A 20,598-nucleotide genomic window follows, 5' to 3' on the forward strand; every position below is an offset into this window, starting at 1 on the left:
GTCATAAGTCTATCCCGCCTCACTCAGGAATAGCACACTGACCGGTGTACTCAACCTCCGAGACTGATTCAATGTGGGCGTCGTCACGGCAGACAGGACACTCTGAAGACGGAGCAATCGGGACTGATTCCGTATCGAGCGAGCGGCCGTCGTAGGCAAGTAGCCGGCCATCGAGCGTTTCCCCCTCGTCAAGTAGTAGTTTTACAACCTCGGTGGCCTGCATCGCGCCGACTGTCCCTGGAAGGATACCAAACACGCCAGCAGTCGCACAGTCGGGGACAGCCCCCTCCGGCGGCGCTTCCGGGAACAAACAGCGATAACAGGGTTGCCCGCCAGTAAACGTCGTCACCTGTCCCTCGAAGCGGTACACCGCGCCGTGGCTGAGTGGTACGTTAGCGAGAACACAAGCGTCGTTGAGCAGAAATCGTGTTGGAAAGTTATCCGAGGCGTCGACGACTACGTCGTGGTCGGTAATCAGTTCTGTCACATTCTCACGTGAGGCACGTGTTTCTCGCCGCTCTACGTCGATATCAGGGTTCAATGAGTCGATGAACTCGGCGGCACTGTCGACTTTCGGCCGGCCTACGTCGTCAGTTCCGTGGATAACCTGTCGCTGGAGGTTGCTTAGCTCTACTGTGTCGTTATCGACGATAGTGAGGTGGCCGACACCCGCCGCTGCGAGATATTGGAGCACCGGTGAACCGAGGCCACCTGCACCGACAACCAGCACGGACGCATCGAGAAGCGCAGCCTGCCCGTCCGGGCCCACATCGTCCATGATAATGTGACGGGAGTACCGGTCGAGTTGCTCGGGAGTGAGGTCGAGATTCATACCCGAGTGTTATTGTTACCGGTCTAAAGAAACGTGGATTCGGACAGAGACAGGACAAAGCGGCAGCTGACTTCTCATGAGTCGTCGCTGACGAGGGTGAGAGTCGTTTTCCTCGCAAATGGTCCCGATACACATACGTAAGCGGCCGTCGAATGCGGTGTATGAACGAGCGTGTGGCTGCATTCGGCGAGCGAGCAGCAACCGAGTACGGACTGGATATCGAGGCCGAAGAGTTTCCCGAGGGGACAAAAACTGCACAGGACGCGGCCACTGCCATCGACTGCGAGGTCGCCCAGATTGCGAGTTCAATCGTCTTCATGGTCGACACTGTCGTCGTGGTGGTCACAAGCGGTGCGAACACGGTTGATACACGAAAGCTATCGGCGCTACGAGGCGTCCACGACGCGCGGATGGCCGAACCTGAAGAGGTCCGGAAGGCAACGGGGTACGCTATCGGCGGCGTCCCGCCGTTTTGCCACGACGAGGAGCTTCCTGTCTATCTTGACGAAGAACTTACCGACTTCGAAACGGTATGGGCTGCCGCGGGTACGCCCGAAGCTGTCTTTCCCATCACACCCGAAGAAATTATCGAGGATGCAGGGGCCAAGGTTGTCGATGTGACAGAGTGAGTACGTTAAGACTCAACAGCCATCCCTTCACGAACCTCGAACGATTCGTCGCCGTCGAATCGCGACGGGTCAAACGCCTCGATACCGTCGCCGCCGAGCACCTCGTCGGCCAGCCGGCGGCCGATTGCTGGCGACCGCATAAACCCCTGCCCCTGGAAACCGGTTGCGACGTAGACTCCATCACGAACTTCCCCAACCAGCGGGTCTCTGTCCGGTGTGGCCGTACAGAGGCCGGCCCACGCGCGGTCCACCTCAAGCCCACAGTCAGGAATCCTGTGAGTCACGCGTGCGGCGAGGTTTTCGGAGAACTCAGCGTTGGCATCTCGCTGGTAGTTGTCGGGGTTGGCCTCACACTCTTCGGTGCCGTCACCAGCAAGGAGTCCCTCGGCATGGGGCCGGAGGTAACAGTCTGCACTCGTATCGTAGACAATCGGTTCCCAACCAGCCGGCTTCCCGCCGACAGATACCTCGCCAACGAGAGCCTGAACACGGTATGGCTTCATCGGAATCGACACGTCAACAGCCGCAAGCAGTTCCTTCGAGTGGGCGCCGGCCGCAACGATAACAGTGTCGACCACTCGACGGGAATCCCCTGAACCAGCGAGCCTGACCGCTGGCGGTTCGGTTTCGATACTGACAGGCGTCTCCTCCTCGATACTGACACCAGCGTCGCGTGCGCGGTCTGCCAGCCAGGCCGTGTACTTCCCAGCATCAGTGTATCCACCGCCAGCAGTCACACCCCCAACAGCTACGTCGTCGGTTCTAAGCGCTGGGAACCGCTCAGTGAGTGTTGCCGCATCGAGTTCCTCAGCCTCGACGCCAAGCTCTTGCATCCGCTGGATACCCTCTCTGACAAGGTCGACTTTTGTATTGTCTCCGGTCTGGGCCAGCCAGACATACGGACATTCCGTAAATGGGGCACCATCCGCTTCGAAGGCCCGAAATCGGTCGATTGCTTCCTGGCCGAGCGTGGCGTTTGGCTCGGCAGCGAACGCGTTGTAGCAGACACCAGCGGCCCGTCCGCTTGACCCGCCGGCAACCGTGTCAGCTTCGTACACTGTTACGTCTGTTCGCTCGCTGGCGAGGTCGAGTGCCGTAGTGAGTCCGACCGCGCCAGCCCCAACGACGGCAACAGTACAGTCGGTGCCGCGATTGCCTGACTGATCTAACAGTGACGAATCAATATCGGTCATACCAGTCACTCTGTCTGGCACAATAAAAAACGTCGCCAGAGTCTAGTCGAACTCCTGCCAGTTTGTCAGCATGACAGCTCCTGTGAGGAAAACAACAGCAAGGACGGCGAGGAAACCGAACGTAAACGCCACCCCGCTCGTCGAATCGAGTATCATCAGCTCGCGGAGCCCCCGGTGGAAGTGAGTCACGGGACTGAATTCGGCGACAGTCTGCAAGGTTGGCGGCATCAAGTCAAGCTCCCAGAAGATACCAGAGATAAACATCAACGGAAGTGCAATAGCCCCACCAAGGCTGATTGCTGACCCGGGGTCCTGAATAACACTCCCCACAATCATGCCAAGCGAGGTGAACGCGACTGTTCCCAAGAGGAGCAACGCGAGCGCAAGCGGTCCTGGAGTCGCAGTGACGCCAAAGGCCAGCCACGCAACAGCAATCAGTACAAGCGTGATTGCGACCGCAAGAATAGACTGTTGAAGCACGTTCGCAAGGACCCACTCGTGTTTTCGAAGCGGTGTGACTGCCAGTCGTTTGAGTGTTCCGTCGCGTTTGAGTTGTGCGACAGCCGACGGAACTGTCATCACACCGTTTATCAGCACCATCGCCACGATGAACGCTGGAAGAAAATAATCTGTCGCGCCGAGACCCTCTTGTCCCCGCTGTTCGGTCTGAATCGCTACTGTCGGGTTCTCAATCCCGAGAGCACGGTCGTTGAATGTCGCAACAACACTATCGACGATACTCTCGACGGCACCAGCCCCCTCATCGTCAGGAACAGTCAACAGCACCACCTCGGCCCCGTCGCGTTGTGTCCCGTTAGCCGCGCCTAAGGCGGCCTGAATATCTTGTTGCTGGGACGCGGAGATGTTTCCCTGAAAGCGCTCAGTCGTATCCTGAATAACAGCCATTCTGACCCTCGCGCTCTCGTCTCGAACGCGCTCGCTAAACCCCTTCGGGATAATAAGTACCCGCTTCCGGTTGGTCGCATCTTCGATGTTCTCGACTTGGGTGAGGTTCTGTGTGGCATCAAGCTGGTCAACTGCGAGCGGTGACGCCTCCTCGATAGCGCCGACAAGTTCAGCTGAGAGGGCAGTTGGCTCGCCGTCGGCGGTCAGGTCGTTGTTCTGGACGCCAACGTCGAACTCGGTGGGGCCGCCAGCGAAGACGAAACTAAAGATAATGAGCAAGATTAGTGGGAACAGGACTGCGAAAAACACTGCTTCTCGATTCCGCACCCAATCACGTAACAGCGTTACCGTCAGCCGAACGACTCGCCTCATTGAAGCTCACCGCCCGGAGAGAGCGTCGAATCTGCTAATGTCAAAAAGACATCCTCCATATCCGGACTCACAAGGTCAATCGAGTGGCCAGTCCCAATGTCGTGTAGCTCGCTGTAGGTGTCCTGTGCTGCCTGTCTTTCGCCGAAGACGCCGATTAGCTTGTCTGCATCGGTCTTGTGGACGCTGTCTGCTGTCTCTCGCAGCGTTGCTTCGAGAGCGTCGGCTTCGGTGCCTGTCGTACTCTCATCGAGGTGTACAACAACTTTTAGTTCACCGGCGTAGGTGTTGATGAGCGCGGGTACGGTGTCGATAGCTTTGACATGGCCGTCAACAAGCAGTGCGACGCGGTCGGCGAGATATTCGACTTCTTCCATGTAGTGTGTCGTCAAGACGACCGTCGTTCCCATGGCAGGGAGCTGTTCAATCTGTTCCCACGTGGCCCGTCTGGCGGCCGGGTCCAGCCCGGTCGTTGGTTCATCAAGAAAGAGGACATCTGGGTCGCCGACCAGTGCCATTGCGATACCGGTCCGGCGCTGGTACCCCCCAGACAACGAGTGAAACGGGTCATCAGCCCACTCCCTAAGAGCGAGTTCGTCGAGTACATCGTCAACGGCAAGCGGTTCGGTGTGAAGGTTCGCAATGAGTGCAACATTTTCCCGGACGGTCAACCGCTCGAAGGTGTGAAACGATTGTGGGACGACGCCGATACGGTCCTTGATTTTGTGTAGGTCGGTCTGAATGTCTAATCCAAGGACTGTCGCCTCGCCACTCGTCGGCGTTCTGAGACCCTGTATAATCTCGATTGCGGTTGTCTTTCCGGCCCCATTCGGTCCGAGCAACCCGAATATCTCGCCGTCTTCGATTTCGAGAGAGATATCGTCGACTGCGACTGTCGACCCGTATTCCTTGCGGAGGTCTGTCGTCGTGATAACCGGCTGCGAGCGCTCGGAAGCCATCTGATATCCGCAATGACTCCACGCAGGTCAAAAAGTATTCTCCTAGTATATCATGGCTACCTGAATATTTCGCGGAGAGATACGGCTCGGTCCTGCCATGGGAGGACACGACTGGGCCGACCACTCTCACCAGATAATCGTGGTGGTTGTTGCCATAGCTGTTTGTTGGTCACGGTGATACAGAAATGCCTCCACGGATATGTTTCTCGGCCAGTCGTTTCGAAAACCGATATCCCTTTGCTGGAAAGTCCGGAAACGTCACATAATGGCTCTTTCTTTCGACGTACTGGTATTGCCAGCGTTCGACGACCTTGAGGGGATTCCGGGCGAGTTAACGCCGTGGTACAATGCCTATGACTTCGACGAGACGGTACAGGTAGACGGCGTACCGACACCAGTCGCCTACGCCGAGCAGGGAGTCGGTGTCGTCCCGACTGGCGTTGGTAAATCGGCGGCAGCAACAACAGTGACAGCCCTACTCGCAAGCGAGGCAGTTGATCTCACTGGAACGACGTTTCTTACTGTCGGAATCGCAGGTGGGCCACCCAACCTGCCAATCGGCTCCGTCGTCATCGGTAACAGTATCATTGACTGGGACGACAAATGCCGGTTCGATACTCACGACGATGTCACACTCACAACGAATCCGTATACGGAAGGTCAGGGTGTATACACTCTCGACAGTTCACTCGTCGACAGGGCACTCTCACTGGCCGAGACAGCCGACCTCGCGACAGATAGCGATGTACCCGATCCAAAACAGTGGGGCGAACAGGGAGCCGACGAGCCAGTCGTTGTCAGCGGAGCAAACCTCTGTGGCGACGAACTCTGGCATGGTCGGGACCTCGCGGCCAAAGCAGAGTGGCTCGTCGACAACCACGACGTAGGCCCGTACCGCGTAACAGAGATGGAGGACGCGGGAACGGCGGCTGCACTGTCCCGGTTCGATGCACTCGATCGCTATCTAACCATTCGAGCCATCTCAAACTTCGATAGACCTCAGTCAGACACCGCCGGAGAAGAGAGTCTCTTTGGCGATGCGTTCGATGCCGGCTACGGGCTCGCGGTCGAGAATGCTGTGACCGTTGCCAAACACATCGTCGATGACCAGTTAACACAGTGAGGACAGTGTCCCGGTGAGACAGGAAATATCACTAGGTCTGTGTGTTGCGTGTGTCCCTGCGACCGAACCGTGGTGCTAAACAGTCTAATCCTCGGTTACTTGCCCGAGGAATCCATGGTATCCGTATGGATACTGCTGTCGTCTGGTTCCGCGACGACCTCCGGCTCTCGGATAACCCCACACTTGCCAATGCCGTCAACACGGCAACAGAGGTCATTCCGGTGTACGTTTTCGACCCACGCGACAGGCGAGAAACCCGCTACGGCGTCGAAAAGCTCGCGCCACACCGAGCCCGGTTCCGTCGTGAAAGCGTCCTGAACCTACAGGAGTCACTCCAGGACTGTGGTGGGGAGTTACTAGTTCGTGAGGGAAAACCCGAAACCGTCATTCCCGACGTAGCGCGCCGGTTTGAGGCCGACGCCGTCTATGCACAGACGAAACCGGCGACTGAAGAGGTGTCCGTCGAGTACGGTGTCCGAGATGCGCTTCCGGCAGCAGTATCGTTTCACCGACGTTGGACTCATACACTGTATCATATCAACGACCTACCGACGCGGTACGACCGCATCGACGACACGTTCACACCGTGGCGGAAAGCAGTCGAAAGCCATGCCGACGTACGAGACCCGCTACCCGCCCCAAAGGCAGTTCCAACGCCAGCAGTAGACGGGATTGACGTGCCGACACCGTCCGACGAGGACATCGAGCAGCCAGACCACGACAGCCGTGCTGTGTTGCGTTTCGAGGGCGGAGAGACCGCCGGGAAACGTCGGGTACGCGAGTATTTTTGGGACAACGACCGGCTCCGAGAGTACAAAGAGACACGCAACGGATTACTAGGAGCAGATTACTCCTCGAAGTTCTCAGCGTGGCTCGCTACAGGCTGTCTCTCACCGCGATGGCTGCACGCCGAAGTTCAGCGGTACGAAAACGAGCGTGTCTCCAACGAAGATACCTACTGGCTTGTCTTCGAGTTGCTGTGGCGAGATTTCTTCCAGTTTCAGTTTCTCAAACACGGAGCCGACTTTTTTGCCCCGACTGGCATCCGAGATGTACACAAGGAGTGGAAACATGACCGCAAGGCATTCCGGCAGTGGGCTGACGGCGAGACGGGTATCCCATTCGTCGACGCGAACATGCGCGAATTAAACCGAACTGGATACATGTCGAACAGAGGACGGCAAAACGTTGCCTCGTTCCTGACCGACGCACTCGAAGTTGACTGGCGATGGGGCGCTGCTTACTTCGAGAAACAACTTGTCGACTACGACGTGGCGTCGAACTGGGGAAACTGGGCGTACCAGGCTGGCGTCGGCAACGACTCCCGTGATAACCACTTCAACGTGCTCTCACAGGGAGAATACTACGACGATGACGCGGCATACGTGACAACATGGTTGCCAGAGCTGAGTGAACTGCCAGCCGAGTACGCCCACCGTCCTTGGCGGATGAGCGCCGAGGAGCAGGCGACTCATAGCGTCGAACTCGGTAGTGATTACCCACGCCCGATGCTTGATATCGAGACGCGATACGACGAACTCGGCTAACGGCCGCTTGCTTCGCTTTTCTGTTTTCAGAGATTGTTATTTTCGGCCCGGACCCGAAACGTATCGACTTGCTCGCCCAAGTCATCAAGCTCACCTGCCTCTCGCTTGGTGTCGACATGGCTGTACATCAAACCCATTCGGTGATTACTCCGCAATTTCGACTCGTTGCGGTCGAGAAAGTCCCAGTAGAGCGCATTGAACGGACAAGCGGTCTCACCGGTGTCGACCGACGGGTCGTACTGACAATCGGCGCAGTAGTCTGACATCCCGTCGATGTAGTTGGCAGAAGAGACATACGGTTTGGTCGCGAATACACCATGACCGTACTGTCCCATCTCGATGACGTTCGGCGTCGTCACCCAGTGATATGCATCAACGTAGGTGGCGTGGAACCACTCGTTTAGCTGGTCCGGTTCGACGCCCCATAGTGTCGCAAAGTTCGCAAGGACCATCAGCCGCTGTATGTGATGTGAGTAGCCATGCGAGTGAACAGCATCAATCGTTTCGGCGAGGCAGTTCATCGCTGTCTCGCCGGTCCAGTACAACTCCGGCAGGGCTTGTGTGGCATCGAGTTGGTTTGCCGTCGCCAGCTCAGGCATCGAGTGGCGGTAGACATGACGCATAAACTCCCGCCAGCCGAGTAACTGCCTAATGCACCCCTCAGCAGAAGGTAAATCGACGGCTGGTCGGTTGTGGTATGCATCTTCAACGCCCGCGATTACCTCCATGGGATGGAGCAAACCGATGTTCACTGCACCACTCAACAGTGCGTGGGACATCGCCCACTCTTCGCTGCGCATAGCGTCCTGATACGGGCCAAACTCGGGCAGTCGATGAGTCAAAAAGTGTTCCAGTTGGTCGAGAGCCTGCGCTCGCGTCACCGGCCAGTTGAATAGCTCGTTACTTCCCCACGTGTCGAACGTCGAAGAGACCCATTCGGCCGTTTCAGTCGTCGAATCGTCGTAATCGTGTGTCGGGACCGGTGGAGCCTCCCACGAGTCGGGCGGGAACTCTCTGTTTTCGTCGTCATAGTTCCACTCGCCGCCAAGAGGCTCGCCGTCGTCGATCAACACGCCCGATTCGCGTCGCATCCATCGATAAAACGACTCGTGTTTGAACTGCTCGTCATCGCCGGCCCACCCGTCGAACGCTGCCCGTGTGCTAACGAACAACTCGTTCTCGACGAACCGAACTTCACCGCCGGCATCGTCAGCGATGTCGCGAAGTCGACGCTCGGAACCGTAGCTCGGCGAGCGCATCGTGACAAGCCTCGTATCGGGGTTCTCCTCGAAAAACGTCGACAGTCCCGCTTTGAATGTCTCCGCTTGGATGTACGTTACATCGTATCCGTCGGCTTGTAGACGGTCTCGAAACTGGCGCATCGCGGCAAAGACAAGTGTGAGTTTCTGGCTATGGTAGGGCATCCGGCGAGCAAAATCGTGAGCCTCAATCAGCAACACCCGGCTACTGTCCGAACTGCGGGCAAGCGGTCCACACTGCGTGGTTAGCTGTGTGCCAAGAATCCAAGGCACCTCATTATCGTCGATAGTGTACTCCGGTGGGGTTCCCACTGTCGGGCAGCGCATACGAGTTGAACGGACTGTGTAATCATAATTCTTGGCGGCCAGGGGCAACCGGACGGTTTTGACGGTAGAACCCTATCTCCCGCTGTGACGGCAGACATCGTCGTCTGGCACCGTGACGACCTCCGTGTCTCGGATAATCCTGCACTCAGGGCTGCTGGCACCGACGGGCGCGTCCACCCGCTGTTTGTCTTTGATCCACACTTTTATCGGAGCACAAAGTTTGTGATGGCCGGCTGGCGTTTCTCCACGAGTCACTTGAGCAACTCGCTGAGGCATATCAAGAACGCGGCGGCGGCCTGACCTACCGACACGGTGACCCACGAGATGACCTTCACACACTTCTCACACCTCGTTTTTCGCTGACGACGCGATTGTCAGAGAGGGTGACTCGCGGAACGGCTGGCAGGAACAGGCCACGGAATATTTTGAGGGGGACCTGTATGCCCCACCGTCGACAGTCAGTGGCGATATCGCATCGACAATCGATATCGAGGAGGTTGTTGACCGGTATGATGTCTCTTCGTCGAAAAGCCGTCGCCATCACGGCGGTTGCCAGCGTGCCCGCAAGCGACTGGCAACAGTTACTGGAAATATCGACAACTACGTCGGTGGTATCTCGCCGCCGGCCCTAGCCGAGCAATACACCGCGAACCTGTCGCCACATTTCAAATTTGGCTGTCTCTCGCTCGGTAAAGCGTACCAGTACATCAACACCAACAGTGACGACACACGGGCAGTCGATATGTTCAGCTCTCGGCTGTACTGGAACCGCCATTTCACACAGAAGTTAGCCGATAACCCGGATACAGTAGAACACGCCGTTAATCCAGTCTTTCGCGGGATGAATCGGAGCAGCCACGACCAAGCGCTTGCAACGGCTTGGAAAGAAGGCGCTGACTGGTTCTATCGACACCTCCTCGACGCAGAGCCGGGTATCAACTACCAACAGTGGCAGATACAGTCCGGGCTTGTCGGTGTTCATCCACTACGCATCTATGACCCGAGAAAACAGGTCCGTGATAATGACTCTGAGGGGTCGTTTATCAAAACGTACGTCCCGGAGCTGTCTGCCCTTCCGGCAACATTTCTCGACGAGCCATCGAAGGCACCGCTGTCGGTCCAGAACGAACACGATGTTACTATCGGCGAAGATTATCCGTATCCGGTTGTCGATTTCGAGCGACGGCGGCAGGAAGCGCGTGATATCTGGGCGGCCCTCGACGATAGGGCGAAAGAAGCGCTCAATGACCCAGAGAGACGTCGGCGTGTATCGCTTTCACAACGCTCTTGGAGTGACAAAGATAATACCGAGAGCAAGCCACAGCAAACCGGACAAACAAAACTGGGTGACTTCGACGCGTAAAAACTCACCCTCGGGGTGAGACCACCAGTTGTGAGTCAGTTTCTGAAAAATCGCCCGTGAAAAGCGAATGGAATGGCATGAGGGACTCGCGCCCGACCGCGTTCAGACAGCGTTTTGGCGTCGAAACAGAGCAGGATAGATTGTTCGGCAGCAACATCTAGCGCCGGTGCAAGAACGACTCCTTCGTCCTCGGTTTCGGCGTCAGGATGGGGGACCATCCATGGCTCCTCAACGTAGAGGTCTCGCTCCCAGAACTCACGGGCTGTCCCACGCTCGGTATCGACTTTCACGAGGCCGTTAGCGCCTTCCCTGTCGGTTGACTGTCCGTAGGCATACCGATATGAGTGTGTTTTTTTGTTTTTCGGGACTGTCGGAAGTTCGATACCACCGTCGTACAGTTGTCGGGTTTGCACGCCGCCATCCAGAGAGAGATGGTAGCGGACCAGCCGACCGGGTGGGACCCCGGCAAAGCCATCCTCAGCGAGTAAATCGAGTCCAAGCGCCTCAACAATCTGGTCGTCCTCGAACGTAACCAAGTCAATGACGACGGCAGGGTCGTCGGTGTCAGTGTCTGTGGCGTCGAAGGCGTTGACAGTGTGGAACGTAAAAAATGGTGGGACAGTCGTTTCAGTGACGGTGGTACCTGTCTCGCGGGAGACAACGTAGATAGTGGTATCACAGTCTGTATCCCACGTCAGCAGGTCGAAAAACCCCTCAGTGAATGGTGAAAGAGCCCGCAAGATATTGATTCGGAGTGGCGTCTCTACGAGGACAATATGGTCTTGGCTGACGCCAACACTGTGGACGTAGGCTGGGTTGTCAGTCGGGATAGCGGCAATCTCCTCTCGCCGTTGGGTTCCCTGTGGAATACGAAACAGACGGTACTCGTGGGTCCGACCGAACGAGACGGCGTGGCCGATGTGGTCACCAGTCTGTGGGTCCTCGACCAAGTGTGCAGAGATGATATCGTACTTCAAGAGATCTTCAAAGACGAACTCGCCGCGAGTCCCAAGCGTCTCGGCACAAAAGCTGGCCCAGCGTGGCACCTCGGTCAGCGCGACGTATTCGCCGTCGAGTTTGGCGACGTGGACGTTTGCGTTATCGGTTGGTTCCGGTGGCCCTAACCGTCGCAGCCATCCCAACAGCTTGCTGACCCCACGCTCCCCAGTCGCAAATTGGCCGGTCGGACGCCCCGCAATCGCGTTCTCGTAGCTCTCAGTTCGGAGAAACCGATTGGTGTAGCTGACCGCGCCATCGGAAAACTCGTATTTGCGTATCATTCCGAGCCCGTCAAACCAGTGAGCGAAGCGGTCGCCGTTGCCGTCCTCGAATTTTGCCGGTCCGTTTCGGAGAAGTCGTCCAGCGAGCCAAGATGGAAACTCGCCGTCAACCGGGAGCTGTTTGTCGCTAACCTCGTCGTCGAGCGAGCGAAGGCCAGGCATGTACTTGGCGTCTGACACGCTCTGGCATACGGACTACGGTTGCTTGTAGCTGAGGGTCAGTCGTGGTCTTTTGGGTGAGGTATCTACGGGAGCGAAACTGATTCACCGTCGTGAGACATATTTATAATAGATGATGGAGATTTTGCAACGGTTCAAACGCCCACTACTGTTCGTGATGGGTCCGTTGTATATCGTCGCAGGCGTATTGCACTTCGTTGTGCCGGACCTGTTTGTCCAGATTGTGCCACCAATATTTCCTGCCGAACTCGCACTTGTCTACCTCTCTGGTGTGGCAGAAATCGCCGTCGGTATCGGGTTGTTGATTTCTCGGACGCGACAACTGGCCGCGTGGGCTACTGTCGCGTTGCTCGTTGCAATCTACCCGGCAAACATCTATATGGCGACGAGTGGCGTTACTATCGACGGGCTTGGCGGTGGCGATCCCTCCGAACTCGTTCGCTGGGGACGGCTTCCACTGCAAGGTGTGTTGATTCTACTGGCACTCTGGTATACACAGCCGCCAGCCGGAAGCGAGAGATAAATCAATTATCCGAATCGGCGTGAAACAGTACCCCACTGGATGCAATTGAGTCCCCGTCCCGCGACGCTGACTCGTGTTGGCTGTTCGATTATCTGAGAACTGGTCGTATTCCTCTTCTAGAGCATGTGCTTATCGAAATATCCAAGCACAGTGCTCGAATACCTGTTCGTCAGTCATTCAGGCAGTCTGTATTTGTATTGCCTTTCAGGTTCGGAGCTGAATCACCGTGACCACAGCTCTACGGGCCTCCACTCACTCTGCTGGTCGTTCATGGAGACGTGGTTACGGCCACCCAAAAGCCAGCGCTAGGAGCGCAAAAATGCGGGAAAAGTGGGCCGGCGCGAATTCGAATACAGACGAGACATTCCGGGTTGCTCCCTTCGGTCGCTTCCCGGGCGTGCGACTCGTCGTTTCCCGTTCGCTTCGCTCACGGGAACGCGGTTACGGCCACCCAAAAGCCAGCGCTAGGAGCGCGAAAATGCGGGAAAAGTGGGCCGGCGCGAATTCGAATCGCGGTTACGGCCACCCGAAGGCCGAAGGATACCAAGCTACCCCACCGGCCCGCGCTTATCACGAAGCCAGCGTTCGATTTAACGGTTGCGAAATCCGACCCTTATAGGTCGTACAGGTCGCTGAACTTGTCGCGGATATACTCGACGAATGGTTCGGCCGACAATGACTGTCCGGTTGCTTTCTCGATGAGATCCGGCGTTGTGTAGCGCTGGCCGTGCTGGTGGACGTGCTCGGTCATCCACTCTTGAATTGGGTCAAAGTTCTCCTCGCGAACGAGTGCGTCGACATCAAGTTCGTCGCGGATAGCATCGTTGAGTTGTGCGGCGACGACGCTACCGAGCGTGTAGCCGTGGAATGCCGCGAAACCGCTCGTCCAGTGAATATCCTGTAGACAACCTTCACTGTCAGTCTCGGGTCGAACGCCAAGGTACTCGTCCATCTTCTCGTTCCAGACGTGGGGAATCTCGTCTGCCTCGATGTCACCCTCGACGAACGCACGGCCAATCTCACTCCGGAGAATAATGTGCATGTGGTACGTGAGTTCGTCGGCTTCAACCCGAATACGGTTGTTCGGGTTGATTCGGTTAGCTGCTTCATAGACCTCTTGAACTGTGAGGTCGTCGTGGCCATCGAGGTGGGATTTGAACGTTGGAAGGAACTGTTCCCAGAATGGTTTTGTGCGGCCAATGTGGTTCTCCCAGAACCGTGACTGAGACTCGTGGATACTCATCCGGGCTGACCCAAGCGGCGTGCCATACTCGTCCTGTCGAAGCCCAAGCTGATACGTGGCGTGACCAAATTCGTGGATGGTCGCAGTAAGCGCGTCCATTGGATCAGTCGGTTTGAACCGGGTGGTCACGCGAGCGTCGAACTGGTTGCCGGCCATAAATGGGTGTGCAGCCGTGTCGAGCCGTCCACGGTTCCGGTCGTAGCCAAGGAAATCGAGTGCGGCTTCGCTGAGAGTCTCTTGATTTTCTTCGGGGTACTCGCCTTCCCACGGGTCTGCAATATCGCTTCCTTCGGTACGTATCTCGTCAATAATCGGCGGAATCTCTTCGCGGAGTGTTTCGAATATCTCTTCGATTGTCTCCAGAGAAATGTACTGGTGGTCTCCCTCGTACAACACCGTGTACGGACTCTTATCAGGGTCAATGTGCTGGGCCCTCTCGCGCTGGAGGTCACGCATCGTCTCAAGCCGGGGTGCGAACATCTCGAAGTCATTGTCGGCCTTGGCGTCCTGCCATATCTGCTGGTTTTCGGCCGCAGTCTGGGTGATTTTCTCGTTTAGCTCTCCAGGAACACTCGCCTCTCGCTCGTAGCTGTTCCGAATCTCGCGGACGTTCGCGCTCTGTTCAGCGTCTAGTTCAGCGTCTTCGAGAGCATCGAGCCATTCGCGGACCTCGTCGTCGACAAGCAGTTCGTGACTCGTCGCTGACAACGCGGAAAGTTGCTGTGCTCGGCCTTGTGCGCCGTTTTCGGGCATCATTACCTGCTGGTCCCAGTTGAGATACATCGAGGCGTACTGGAGGTTCGTCAGCCGCCGGTTTCGTTCGAGCAGCTGATCGTAGGCGGGCAGGGTGTCGGCGTCCGTTTCGTGTGTCGCCATATGAATGGTATGAGATAGCAACGCAATAACTTGGGTGGTTTGGTTTCACACCACAAGACAGTGCTGAGATGCAAACAGCGTGGTGTGTCTAGAAGCGCCAAATGGTTCGATGCAGTCGATTTAGGCATGGACAAACTACGAGAGTATAACTGCGGGCCAGGCTAGGAGGGAACACTCATCACAGATAGCCCGCCACGGCGTGGTGCTCCGCAACCACTAAACACGGCTCACTACAAGTAGGTGGCAATGACCGACTGGACGGAGAAATACCGCCCGTCGTCGCTTGCGGATCTCCGAGGCAACGACAAAGCCAGAGACGCGCTCCAGAAGTGGGCGAGGACGTGGAACGACCACCACGAGGCTGTCGTTCTTCACGGTCCACCCGGCATCGGGAAAACCTCTGCTGCTCATGCGCTTGCGACAGATCAAGACTGGCCGACCATCGAGTTGAACGCGTCAGATACCCGCACTAAAGACGTCATCGAACAGGTAGCCGGTGAGGCTGCACGGAGTGGAACCCTTACTGGCGGCGGTGGCGGCCGGCGGCTCGTTATCATGGACGAGGCTGACAACATCCACGGCAACGCTGACCGTGGAGGGAGCCGCGCTGTGACGAGTCTCGTTAAGGAGGCAAGTCAGCCGATGGTACTCATCGCAAATGACTACTACGACATGTCAAACGGGCTGCGAAATGCCTGCCAGGAAATAGAGTTCCGGAGTGTCTCCAAGCGCTCGATTCTCCCCGTTTTGCGAGATATCTGTCGGAAAGAGGAAGTCGAGTTTGAATCGGACGCACTCGAAGAGATTGCAGAGATGAACAGCGGTGACCTTCGGGGGGCACTCAACGACCTGCAAGCGCTGGCCGATGGACGAGACCGTATCGAAGCCGACGACGTTGTGACTGGCAAGCGCGACACGACGACCGGCGTCTTCGACTATCTGGATACAGTCATCAAACAGGCTGGGCCACAAGAGGCCCTTGAGGCAAGTTACGATGTCGACGAGACGCCAGATGACCTTATCAACTGGATTGAGGACAACATGCCCAAAGACTATCACGGCGAGGAACTGGCGGTCGCATATGAGTTTCTCTCCAACGCTGACCGCTGGCTCGGCCGTGTGCGGGCAACACAAAACTACTCATTCTGGCGCTACGCTGGCGATAACATGACTGCCGGGGTGGCAGCCGCTCGCCACGAGTCCAAGGGGGGCTGGACACGTTACGGTCCGCCAAGCACTTGGTCAAAGCTGGGTAGGTCACGCGGAACACGGGACAAACGGGATTTCATCGCCCGCAAGATAGCCCAGAGCAACGGAACCAGTATGAGTACCGCTCGTCGGGAAATTATGCCCTATCTCGCGGTGATGACCCATCACTGCAAGAATCGTGACCTGACCGTTGCAATGGCGGCTCGGTACAAGCTAGAGGCCGAGCACGTCTCGTTTGTGACAGGTAGTGGTGAAAGTACCAACAAAGTTCAATCCATCGTCGAAGACGCAACCGAACTGCGCGAAGAGATGGCCTCAGAGGGCACAGGAGGAGCGTTCGACCCCGATGAGAGTACAACAACGTCCGAGGATATCTCGGTAACAGAAGAAGACAGTGAGAGCGCCACAGCCAAGGAAAAAAGCGACGCCAAAGCGACCGATGATGAGACAGGTAGTGGCGAGAAGGGAGCCACCGATACCGGAGAGAACGACGGACAGTCCGGTCTCTCGGATTTTATGTAGTCCCAAAGAACGCAACGTTATATCAGAAGGGCGTGATAGTGAGAGGTATGTCAAGTACGCCCGCGGCGACTGTGCGTGAATACTACGAGTTAGTCGACGCAGGGAGATACGACACTCTCGTCGAGTTGTTTGCCACTGACGTACGGTATGAGCGCCCTGGACAGGACGTAATCGAGGGTCAAGATTCACTCCGACAGTTCTATTTTGATGAGCGGCCGCTCGATGATGGTTCCCACACTCTACACGATGTCGTGGTCAACGATGAGACAGTCGCCGTCCGTGGGCAGTTCACCGGTATCCAGAACGGTGAATCAGTCTCTTTCGAGTTTGCTGACTTCCACGAGTTTGCCGACGGGAAAATTCATCGCAGGTATACGTTTACTGACCGAGACGAAGTCTGAGCTGGGTCGGTATCGTCAGTACCCGTTTCTGACTGTCTTGAGGTCTGAGAGCAACTTATCAGGACGAGGGACTTCTTGATACGCGCGTTCTATGTAGCCGTCTCGGTTCGCAAGGAGAACTAGATTGACGTGAGTGAAATCAGTATCACCCTCATCAGGGTTGAGCGGTTCCCCTTGTGAAGAGTTATGACCACCGTGGCCTTTGCCATCTGCTTTCTCGTACGCCTCGAACCCGACACCGAACTCGCCGTTGATTACCTCATCAGCCCGTTCAGAGCTTTCAGGTCGGAGAATAACCCAGTTCTCTGCCGTCGGGTCAGCACCGTTTTGCTTGGAGAACTTCCGAAGACGTTCTGTGTCGTCGTACTCCGGATCGAAAGTCGTTGGCATCAACGCAACTTCATCGCTGTACCCTTCTTTTGCGGCATCAACGTGAACGTGGGCGAGTGCAGCAGTCATCCCGGGGCAGGGACCCGGACAGCGCGTATAGATAAACGTTAGCAGTGTTTCACGCTCTCCAACGAACGCGGCTGTCGACATGTTCTTGTCCTGGAGTGGTGCCGGAAGTGATACGTCCGGCAGTTTTTCACCGTGTGCTGGATACGCGAGCGCTTCGGGATTAGCGTCCTCAATATACGGTTCATCGAAAACCGTGTTTGAGTCCTCGCCGCCGATACATCCCGCAACTGCGCCGCCAGCGGAGACGGCTGCAAGCCTTACGAACGTCCGTCGGTCCATACTCACGGATTCGGTTTGCTTTGGTTTACATCTCTTGGTGCGATTCTCGAACCACTGCACTCTTAGGCAATGACAGGGCCGATGCGGCATAGCCAGCGTCGCTGTATTCGATACCAGGTGACGACACTGATTTATTCGGTGGGCACTCATCCCGGGTCGTGCGCGAGACACAGCCGCTCGAACACGCGGTCGGTATCCGCTACTACATAAGCGACAGCGATGGAACTGGCGGCCAACTACGACGCGACCCTGCCGATTTCCGGGTCCGAGAAATAGAGCAATTCGAGGCCGAACCGGTCGACGCCGAGACCGGCGCGTATCCACATCTGTTGTTCCGAGTGACACTCCGGAACTGGGATACCAACGACTTCGCCCAGCGTTTATCGAACGAACTGGGTATCTCGCGCGAACGAGTCTCATGGGCAGGCACGAAAGACAAACGCGCAGTCACCACACAACTGTTCAGTGTCGACGGTATCAATGCGAACGACTTACCAGAGTTGTCCGACGTGCGCTATGATGTCGTTGGCCGAACTGGCCGGCCAATTCTGTTTGGTGACCTTGCCGGAAACGAGTTCGAGGTGACGGTTCGCAACGCAGAAAAACCAGAGTGCGCCGAACAAACTGTCGGTGAACTTACTGCCTTTGCAGGTCGCGACGCCAGCGAATCACAGACCGTTGGTGTGCCAAACTACTTTGGACAGCAGCGTTTCGGAAGCAAACGGCCGGTCACTCACGAGGTCGGGCTCGCTATCATCCGTGAAGACTGGGAAGACGCGGTCATGACCTACGTCGGGAATCCAAGCGACCGTGAACCCGAAGAGACCCAAACAGCACGTACATTCGCCGAGGAAACACGTAATTGGCAGGCCGCACTCGAGAAGTTCCCCCGAGGCCTTGGCTTCGAACGGTCGATGCTGCACGCGCTTGTCGACGGTGACGATACTTCTGCAGATTTCCGCGCTGCACTCGAAACTCTCCCAACAAACCTCCAGCAACTGTTTGTCCACGCTGCCCAGTCTTACGTCTTCAACCGGATTCTCTCGACACGGCTCGAAAAGGGTCTCCCCTTCGACCAGCCTGTGCAAGGAGATGTCGTTTGCTTCTCCGACAGCGACACGCCCGACGGAATGGAACTCCCTGATACAGATCGGACACAGCGGGTAAGTGAAGACAGAGTTGACGCTGTGAAGCGACACTGTGAGCGTGGCCGCGCGTTCGTGACCGCACCACTTGTCGGTACTGACACGACACTTGCCAACGGCAAGCCCGGCGATATCGAGCGGGAAGTACTCGAATCCGTGGGTATCGAGCCGGACGGGTTTGATCTACCCGAGGAGTTCCATTCGACCGGTGATCGTCGCGCCATCCTTCTCCGGACAACTCTCGAAATCGAGCGTGACCCACTGTGCCTCTCGTTTCGATTGCCCCGAGGGTCGTACGCAACCGTCATTCTTCGGGAGTTCCTGAAATGTGACCCGGAGTCACTTTAGCTTGCCCAGAGAGCACTACCCCAGCACTGTTGTCGACCATAGCTGAAACACCGGGCTTATCGCGCTCGGTCGCCGTACTGTCTCATATGGAGTGTCGGCACTGTGCAACGCCACTCGACAGACCCGGTGACTACTGCCTCGTCTGTCAGACGGACAACGCCGACACAGCAGTTCTCGAACTCCAGCGCGAGCGTGCGACGGTTACTGTGCTATTCGATGAGAGTGTCGTGGGCCACCGGACAGTGACGACGACACCCGAGCCGGATGAGGAACAGGTTCGCTCGGAGATACGGTACTTCGCCGGACAGATTGCTGACGATGTTCGACGGAAACGGCCTGAAGAAATCTACGCTACAGGCGAGCGCGACGTGCTCAGAGAGGTACGTGCACAGCTTCGCTACCCGTTCTACCGTATCGAGGCCGAAGAACCCGTTCAACACGTGATTGAACGGAAAGGAGAGGCACCCCTAGAGGTCGTCGAGGCCTCGGTCGCAGAGAAGCTTGGTGGCTCACACTCGACACTCATCGGTGGCCGGTCCGGACGGGACGTGCTTGAGGTAGTCGCTGGCCACCCACACGTCAAGAAGATAATTCCCGGACCAATCGAAGCCGGTGGGTCTGGCTCACGCACTGGTGTTCGAGGGAAAGTAACGCGGGCCGATAACACCGGAAACGTACGTCTGTTGCTCCGGGACGGTTCAAGCGTTCAGGAAAACCGCGTCGTGACGACAGCCAGCGACCGCAAACTCGGGGAGCGAGTCCGCGACGACCTCAACGATGCGCTCAATGAGGCCGGATTTAGCGAGTAATAGAGTGGGCGAGCAGGTAGGACAGGCTATCATCCCCAGTAAGTAGCCGGTGTTCGTCTCACGAAGGGATGTCCCACGCTATCGCATTGACCTCCGTGACGATTCGTCAGGTCATATCGACGCTGGCCCCGGCTTTATATATAAAATGGAGTGAAAATGGGGACTGTCGCCCCAGATGGCGAAGAACTTTAACAGTCCTATCACGTACTGTACGGTAGATTATGCAGCACGTGAAGATACCCGACGACCGAATCGGGGTTCTTATTGGTGAAGGCGGCGAGACGATGCGCGAAATTGAGGAGCGCGCGGAGGTCCGTCTCGACATAGACTCCGAGTCAGGGAACGTCCGCGTCGAGAAAGTCGGTGACCCTGTGTTGGGCCTGAATGGCCCCGATATCGTCAAGGCCATCGGTCGCGGGTTTTCGCCGGACGCCGCACTTACACTGGTAGACGACGATATGATGATGTTCGACATTGTCGATATCGATGCCGCCTCGCGAAACAAAAACGACCTGCGTCGTCAGAAAGGACGGCTCATCGGCGAAGATGGCCGAACTCGTGAACTCATGGAAGAACTAACTGGCGCATCGGTCGCCATCTATGGCTCGACGTTCGGCATCATCGGCGGGCCAAAACAAGTGGCCGCCGTCCGTGAGGCCGCAGAGATGATTCTCGAAGGGGCACCTCACGGTACTGTCTACTCCTTCCTCGAAGAGAAGCGCAACGAGTTGAAGCACAAAGGGCTGGAGTATCACCCTTACCAGGGCTAAGTCCCGGTCTTAGCGCTTGAGTGTAAATACAGACACCAGCTAACAGA

20 protein-coding genes and 1 tRNA gene are annotated in these 20,598 nt (G+C 56.8%); 12 read left to right on the forward strand and 9 right to left on the reverse strand.

Going from position 1 to position 20,598, the window contains the following annotated elements:
• Positions 1 to 19 precede the first annotated feature (19 nt).
• Complete coding sequence (ubaA, locus tag N5098_RS06430) at positions 20 to 832, reverse strand: SAMP-activating enzyme E1 (RefSeq protein WP_267636901.1); 813 nt, start codon at positions 830 to 832, stop codon at positions 20 to 22.
• Between the two features lie 161 nt (positions 833 to 993).
• On the opposite strand from ubaA, the gene N5098_RS06435 reads away from it, so the two are divergent.
• On the forward strand, positions 994 to 1,461 hold the full coding sequence (locus N5098_RS06435; protein WP_267636902.1) for a YbaK/EbsC family protein: 468 nt from the start codon (positions 994 to 996) through the stop codon (positions 1,459 to 1,461).
• 5 nt (positions 1,462 to 1,466) lie between these two features.
• Here the strand turns inward: N5098_RS06435 and N5098_RS06440 are convergent, their stop codons facing one another.
• From N5098_RS06440 to N5098_RS06450, 3 genes are read right to left on the reverse strand one after another with little or no spacing between them, the layout of a single operon-like run.
• The gene (locus N5098_RS06440) at positions 1,467 to 2,654 is read right to left on the reverse strand and encodes an NAD(P)/FAD-dependent oxidoreductase (protein ID WP_267636903.1); all 1,188 of its coding nucleotides are present in this window, start codon (positions 2,652 to 2,654) and stop codon (positions 1,467 to 1,469) included.
• A 42-nt stretch (positions 2,655 to 2,696) separates the two neighbouring features.
• On the reverse strand, positions 2,697 to 3,932 hold the full coding sequence (locus N5098_RS06445; protein WP_267636904.1) for an ABC transporter permease: 1,236 nt from the start codon (positions 3,930 to 3,932) through the stop codon (positions 2,697 to 2,699).
• Complete coding sequence (locus N5098_RS06450; protein ID WP_267636905.1) at positions 3,929 to 4,888, reverse strand: ABC transporter ATP-binding protein; 960 nt, start codon at positions 4,886 to 4,888, stop codon at positions 3,929 to 3,931. Before N5098_RS06450 ends, N5098_RS06445 begins: the two co-directional genes overlap by 4 nt.
• Positions 4,889 to 5,153: 265 nt before the next feature.
• Here N5098_RS06450 and N5098_RS06455 point away from each other — a divergent pair, with 265 nt between their 5' ends.
• Positions 5,154 to 6,011: a phosphorylase family protein gene (locus N5098_RS06455; RefSeq protein WP_267636906.1), complete on the forward strand. Its 858-nt coding sequence runs from the start codon at positions 5,154 to 5,156 to the stop codon at positions 6,009 to 6,011.
• 125 nt (positions 6,012 to 6,136) lie between these two features.
• Positions 6,137 to 7,558 carry a DASH family cryptochrome gene (locus N5098_RS06460; protein ID WP_267636907.1) on the forward strand — a complete coding sequence of 474 codons (1,422 nt, stop codon included), beginning with the start codon at positions 6,137 to 6,139 and terminating at the stop codon, positions 7,556 to 7,558.
• 26 nt (positions 7,559 to 7,584) lie between these two features.
• Here the strand turns inward: N5098_RS06460 and N5098_RS06465 are convergent, their stop codons facing one another.
• Positions 7,585 to 9,144, reverse strand: coding sequence for a cryptochrome/photolyase family protein (locus N5098_RS06465; RefSeq protein ID WP_267636908.1), 1,560 nt, complete (start codon positions 9,142 to 9,144; stop codon positions 7,585 to 7,587).
• A gap of 84 nt (positions 9,145 to 9,228) precedes the next feature.
• On the opposite strand from N5098_RS06465, the gene N5098_RS06470 reads away from it, so the two are divergent.
• The 3 genes from N5098_RS06470 (at position 9,229) to N5098_RS06480 (ending at position 10,507) form a co-directional block, all read left to right on the forward strand.
• Positions 9,229 to 9,444, forward strand: a complete 216-nt coding sequence (locus tag N5098_RS06470) for a deoxyribodipyrimidine photo-lyase (RefSeq protein WP_267636909.1) — start codon at positions 9,229 to 9,231, stop codon at positions 9,442 to 9,444.
• 209 nt (positions 9,445 to 9,653) lie between these two features.
• Positions 9,654 to 9,776, forward strand: a complete 123-nt coding sequence (locus tag N5098_RS06475; RefSeq protein WP_267636910.1) for a hypothetical protein — start codon at positions 9,654 to 9,656, stop codon at positions 9,774 to 9,776.
• Between the two features lie 110 nt (positions 9,777 to 9,886).
• Positions 9,887 to 10,507, forward strand: coding sequence for an FAD-binding domain-containing protein (locus tag N5098_RS06480; RefSeq protein ID WP_267636911.1), 621 nt, complete (start codon positions 9,887 to 9,889; stop codon positions 10,505 to 10,507).
• A 35-nt stretch (positions 10,508 to 10,542) separates the two neighbouring features.
• Here N5098_RS06480 and N5098_RS06485 read toward each other — a convergent pair whose 3' ends face one another.
• Entirely contained in the window at positions 10,543 to 11,967 is a 1,425-nt protein-coding gene (locus N5098_RS06485) for a carotenoid oxygenase family protein (protein WP_267636912.1), read from the reverse strand.
• Between the two features lie 112 nt (positions 11,968 to 12,079).
• Here N5098_RS06485 and N5098_RS06490 point away from each other — a divergent pair, with 112 nt between their 5' ends.
• Positions 12,080 to 12,490, forward strand: coding sequence for a DoxX family protein (locus N5098_RS06490; protein ID WP_267636913.1), 411 nt, complete (start codon positions 12,080 to 12,082; stop codon positions 12,488 to 12,490).
• A gap of 490 nt (positions 12,491 to 12,980) precedes the next feature.
• Here N5098_RS06490 and N5098_RS06495 read toward each other — a convergent pair.
• Positions 12,981 to 13,053: transfer RNA gene (locus tag N5098_RS06495), tRNA-Pro, on the reverse strand.
• Between the two features lie 50 nt (positions 13,054 to 13,103).
• Positions 13,104 to 14,609, reverse strand: coding sequence for a carboxypeptidase M32 (locus tag N5098_RS06500; protein WP_267636914.1), 1,506 nt, complete (start codon positions 14,607 to 14,609; stop codon positions 13,104 to 13,106).
• Between the two features lie 246 nt (positions 14,610 to 14,855).
• On the opposite strand from N5098_RS06500, the gene N5098_RS06505 reads away from it, so the two are divergent.
• Together N5098_RS06505 and N5098_RS06510 are read left to right on the forward strand one after the other, a co-directional pair.
• A complete protein-coding gene (locus tag N5098_RS06505) occupies positions 14,856 to 16,340 on the forward strand; it encodes a replication factor C large subunit (protein WP_267636915.1) in 1,485 nt (494 codons plus the stop codon).
• Positions 16,341 to 16,387: 47 nt separating this feature from the next.
• A complete protein-coding gene (locus N5098_RS06510; RefSeq protein ID WP_267636916.1) occupies positions 16,388 to 16,741 on the forward strand; it encodes a nuclear transport factor 2 family protein in 354 nt (117 codons plus the stop codon).
• A 15-nt stretch (positions 16,742 to 16,756) separates the two neighbouring features.
• Here N5098_RS06510 and N5098_RS06515 read toward each other — a convergent pair whose 3' ends face one another.
• Positions 16,757 to 17,479, reverse strand: a complete 723-nt coding sequence (locus N5098_RS06515; protein WP_267636917.1) for an SCO family protein — start codon at positions 17,477 to 17,479, stop codon at positions 16,757 to 16,759.
• Between the two features lie 158 nt (positions 17,480 to 17,637).
• Here N5098_RS06515 and truD point away from each other — a divergent pair, with 158 nt between their 5' ends.
• The 3 genes from truD (at position 17,638) to N5098_RS06530 (ending at position 20,551) form a co-directional block, all read left to right on the forward strand.
• A complete protein-coding gene (gene truD / locus N5098_RS06520) occupies positions 17,638 to 18,972 on the forward strand; it encodes a tRNA pseudouridine(13) synthase TruD (protein WP_267636918.1) in 1,335 nt (444 codons plus the stop codon).
• Between the two features lie 86 nt (positions 18,973 to 19,058).
• Complete coding sequence (locus N5098_RS06525) at positions 19,059 to 19,781, forward strand: DUF2103 domain-containing protein (protein WP_267636919.1); 723 nt, start codon at positions 19,059 to 19,061, stop codon at positions 19,779 to 19,781.
• Between the two features lie 221 nt (positions 19,782 to 20,002).
• Positions 20,003 to 20,551 carry a KH domain-containing protein gene (locus N5098_RS06530; RefSeq protein ID WP_267636920.1) on the forward strand — a complete coding sequence of 183 codons (549 nt, stop codon included), beginning with the start codon at positions 20,003 to 20,005 and terminating at the stop codon, positions 20,549 to 20,551.
• Positions 20,552 to 20,598 lie beyond the last annotated feature (47 nt).

It is taken from the genome of Halovenus rubra (genome assembly GCF_026586665.1).
Classification (GTDB): Archaea; Halobacteriota; Halobacteria; order Halobacteriales; family Haloarculaceae; genus Halovenus; species Halovenus rubra.

What these genes read in the sequence shown, in the direction of transcription:
- N5098_RS06490 (WP_267636913.1), top strand. Translation starts at nt 12,080, where the DNA reads ATGATGGAGATTTTGCAACGGTTCAAACGCCCACTACTGTTCGTGATG.
- N5098_RS06530 (WP_267636920.1), top strand. Translation starts at nt 20,003, where the DNA reads ATGCAGCACGTGAAGATACCCGACGACCGAATCGGGGTTCTTATTGGT.
- N5098_RS06455 (WP_267636906.1), top strand. Translation starts at nt 5,154, where the DNA reads ATGGCTCTTTCTTTCGACGTACTGGTATTGCCAGCGTTCGACGACCTT.
- N5098_RS06475 (WP_267636910.1), top strand. Translation starts at nt 9,654, where the DNA reads ATGATGTCTCTTCGTCGAAAAGCCGTCGCCATCACGGCGGTTGCCAGC.
- N5098_RS06440 (WP_267636903.1), bottom strand. Translation starts at nt 2,654, where the DNA reads ATGACCGATATTGATTCGTCACTGTTAGATCAGTCAGGCAATCGCGGC.
- N5098_RS06525 (WP_267636919.1), top strand. Translation starts at nt 19,059, where the DNA reads ATGGAGTGTCGGCACTGTGCAACGCCACTCGACAGACCCGGTGACTAC.
- N5098_RS06465 (WP_267636908.1), bottom strand. Translation starts at nt 9,144, where the DNA reads ATGCGCTGCCCGACAGTGGGAACCCCACCGGAGTACACTATCGACGAT.
- ubaA (WP_267636901.1), bottom strand. Translation starts at nt 832, where the DNA reads ATGAATCTCGACCTCACTCCCGAGCAACTCGACCGGTACTCCCGTCAC.
- N5098_RS06445 (WP_267636904.1), bottom strand. Translation starts at nt 3,932, where the DNA reads ATGAGGCGAGTCGTTCGGCTGACGGTAACGCTGTTACGTGATTGGGTG.
- N5098_RS06435 (WP_267636902.1), top strand. Translation starts at nt 994, where the DNA reads ATGAACGAGCGTGTGGCTGCATTCGGCGAGCGAGCAGCAACCGAGTAC.
- N5098_RS06515 (WP_267636917.1), bottom strand. Translation starts at nt 17,479, where the DNA reads ATGGACCGACGGACGTTCGTAAGGCTTGCAGCCGTCTCCGCTGGCGGC.
- N5098_RS06460 (WP_267636907.1), top strand. Translation starts at nt 6,137, where the DNA reads ATGGATACTGCTGTCGTCTGGTTCCGCGACGACCTCCGGCTCTCGGAT.
- N5098_RS06510 (WP_267636916.1), top strand. Translation starts at nt 16,388, where the DNA reads ATGTCAAGTACGCCCGCGGCGACTGTGCGTGAATACTACGAGTTAGTC.
- N5098_RS06505 (WP_267636915.1), top strand. Translation starts at nt 14,856, where the DNA reads ATGACCGACTGGACGGAGAAATACCGCCCGTCGTCGCTTGCGGATCTC.
- N5098_RS06500 (WP_267636914.1), bottom strand. Translation starts at nt 14,609, where the DNA reads ATGGCGACACACGAAACGGACGCCGACACCCTGCCCGCCTACGATCAG.
- N5098_RS06450 (WP_267636905.1), bottom strand. Translation starts at nt 4,888, where the DNA reads ATGGCTTCCGAGCGCTCGCAGCCGGTTATCACGACGACAGACCTCCGC.
- N5098_RS06480 (WP_267636911.1), top strand. Translation starts at nt 9,887, where the DNA reads ATGTTCAGCTCTCGGCTGTACTGGAACCGCCATTTCACACAGAAGTTA.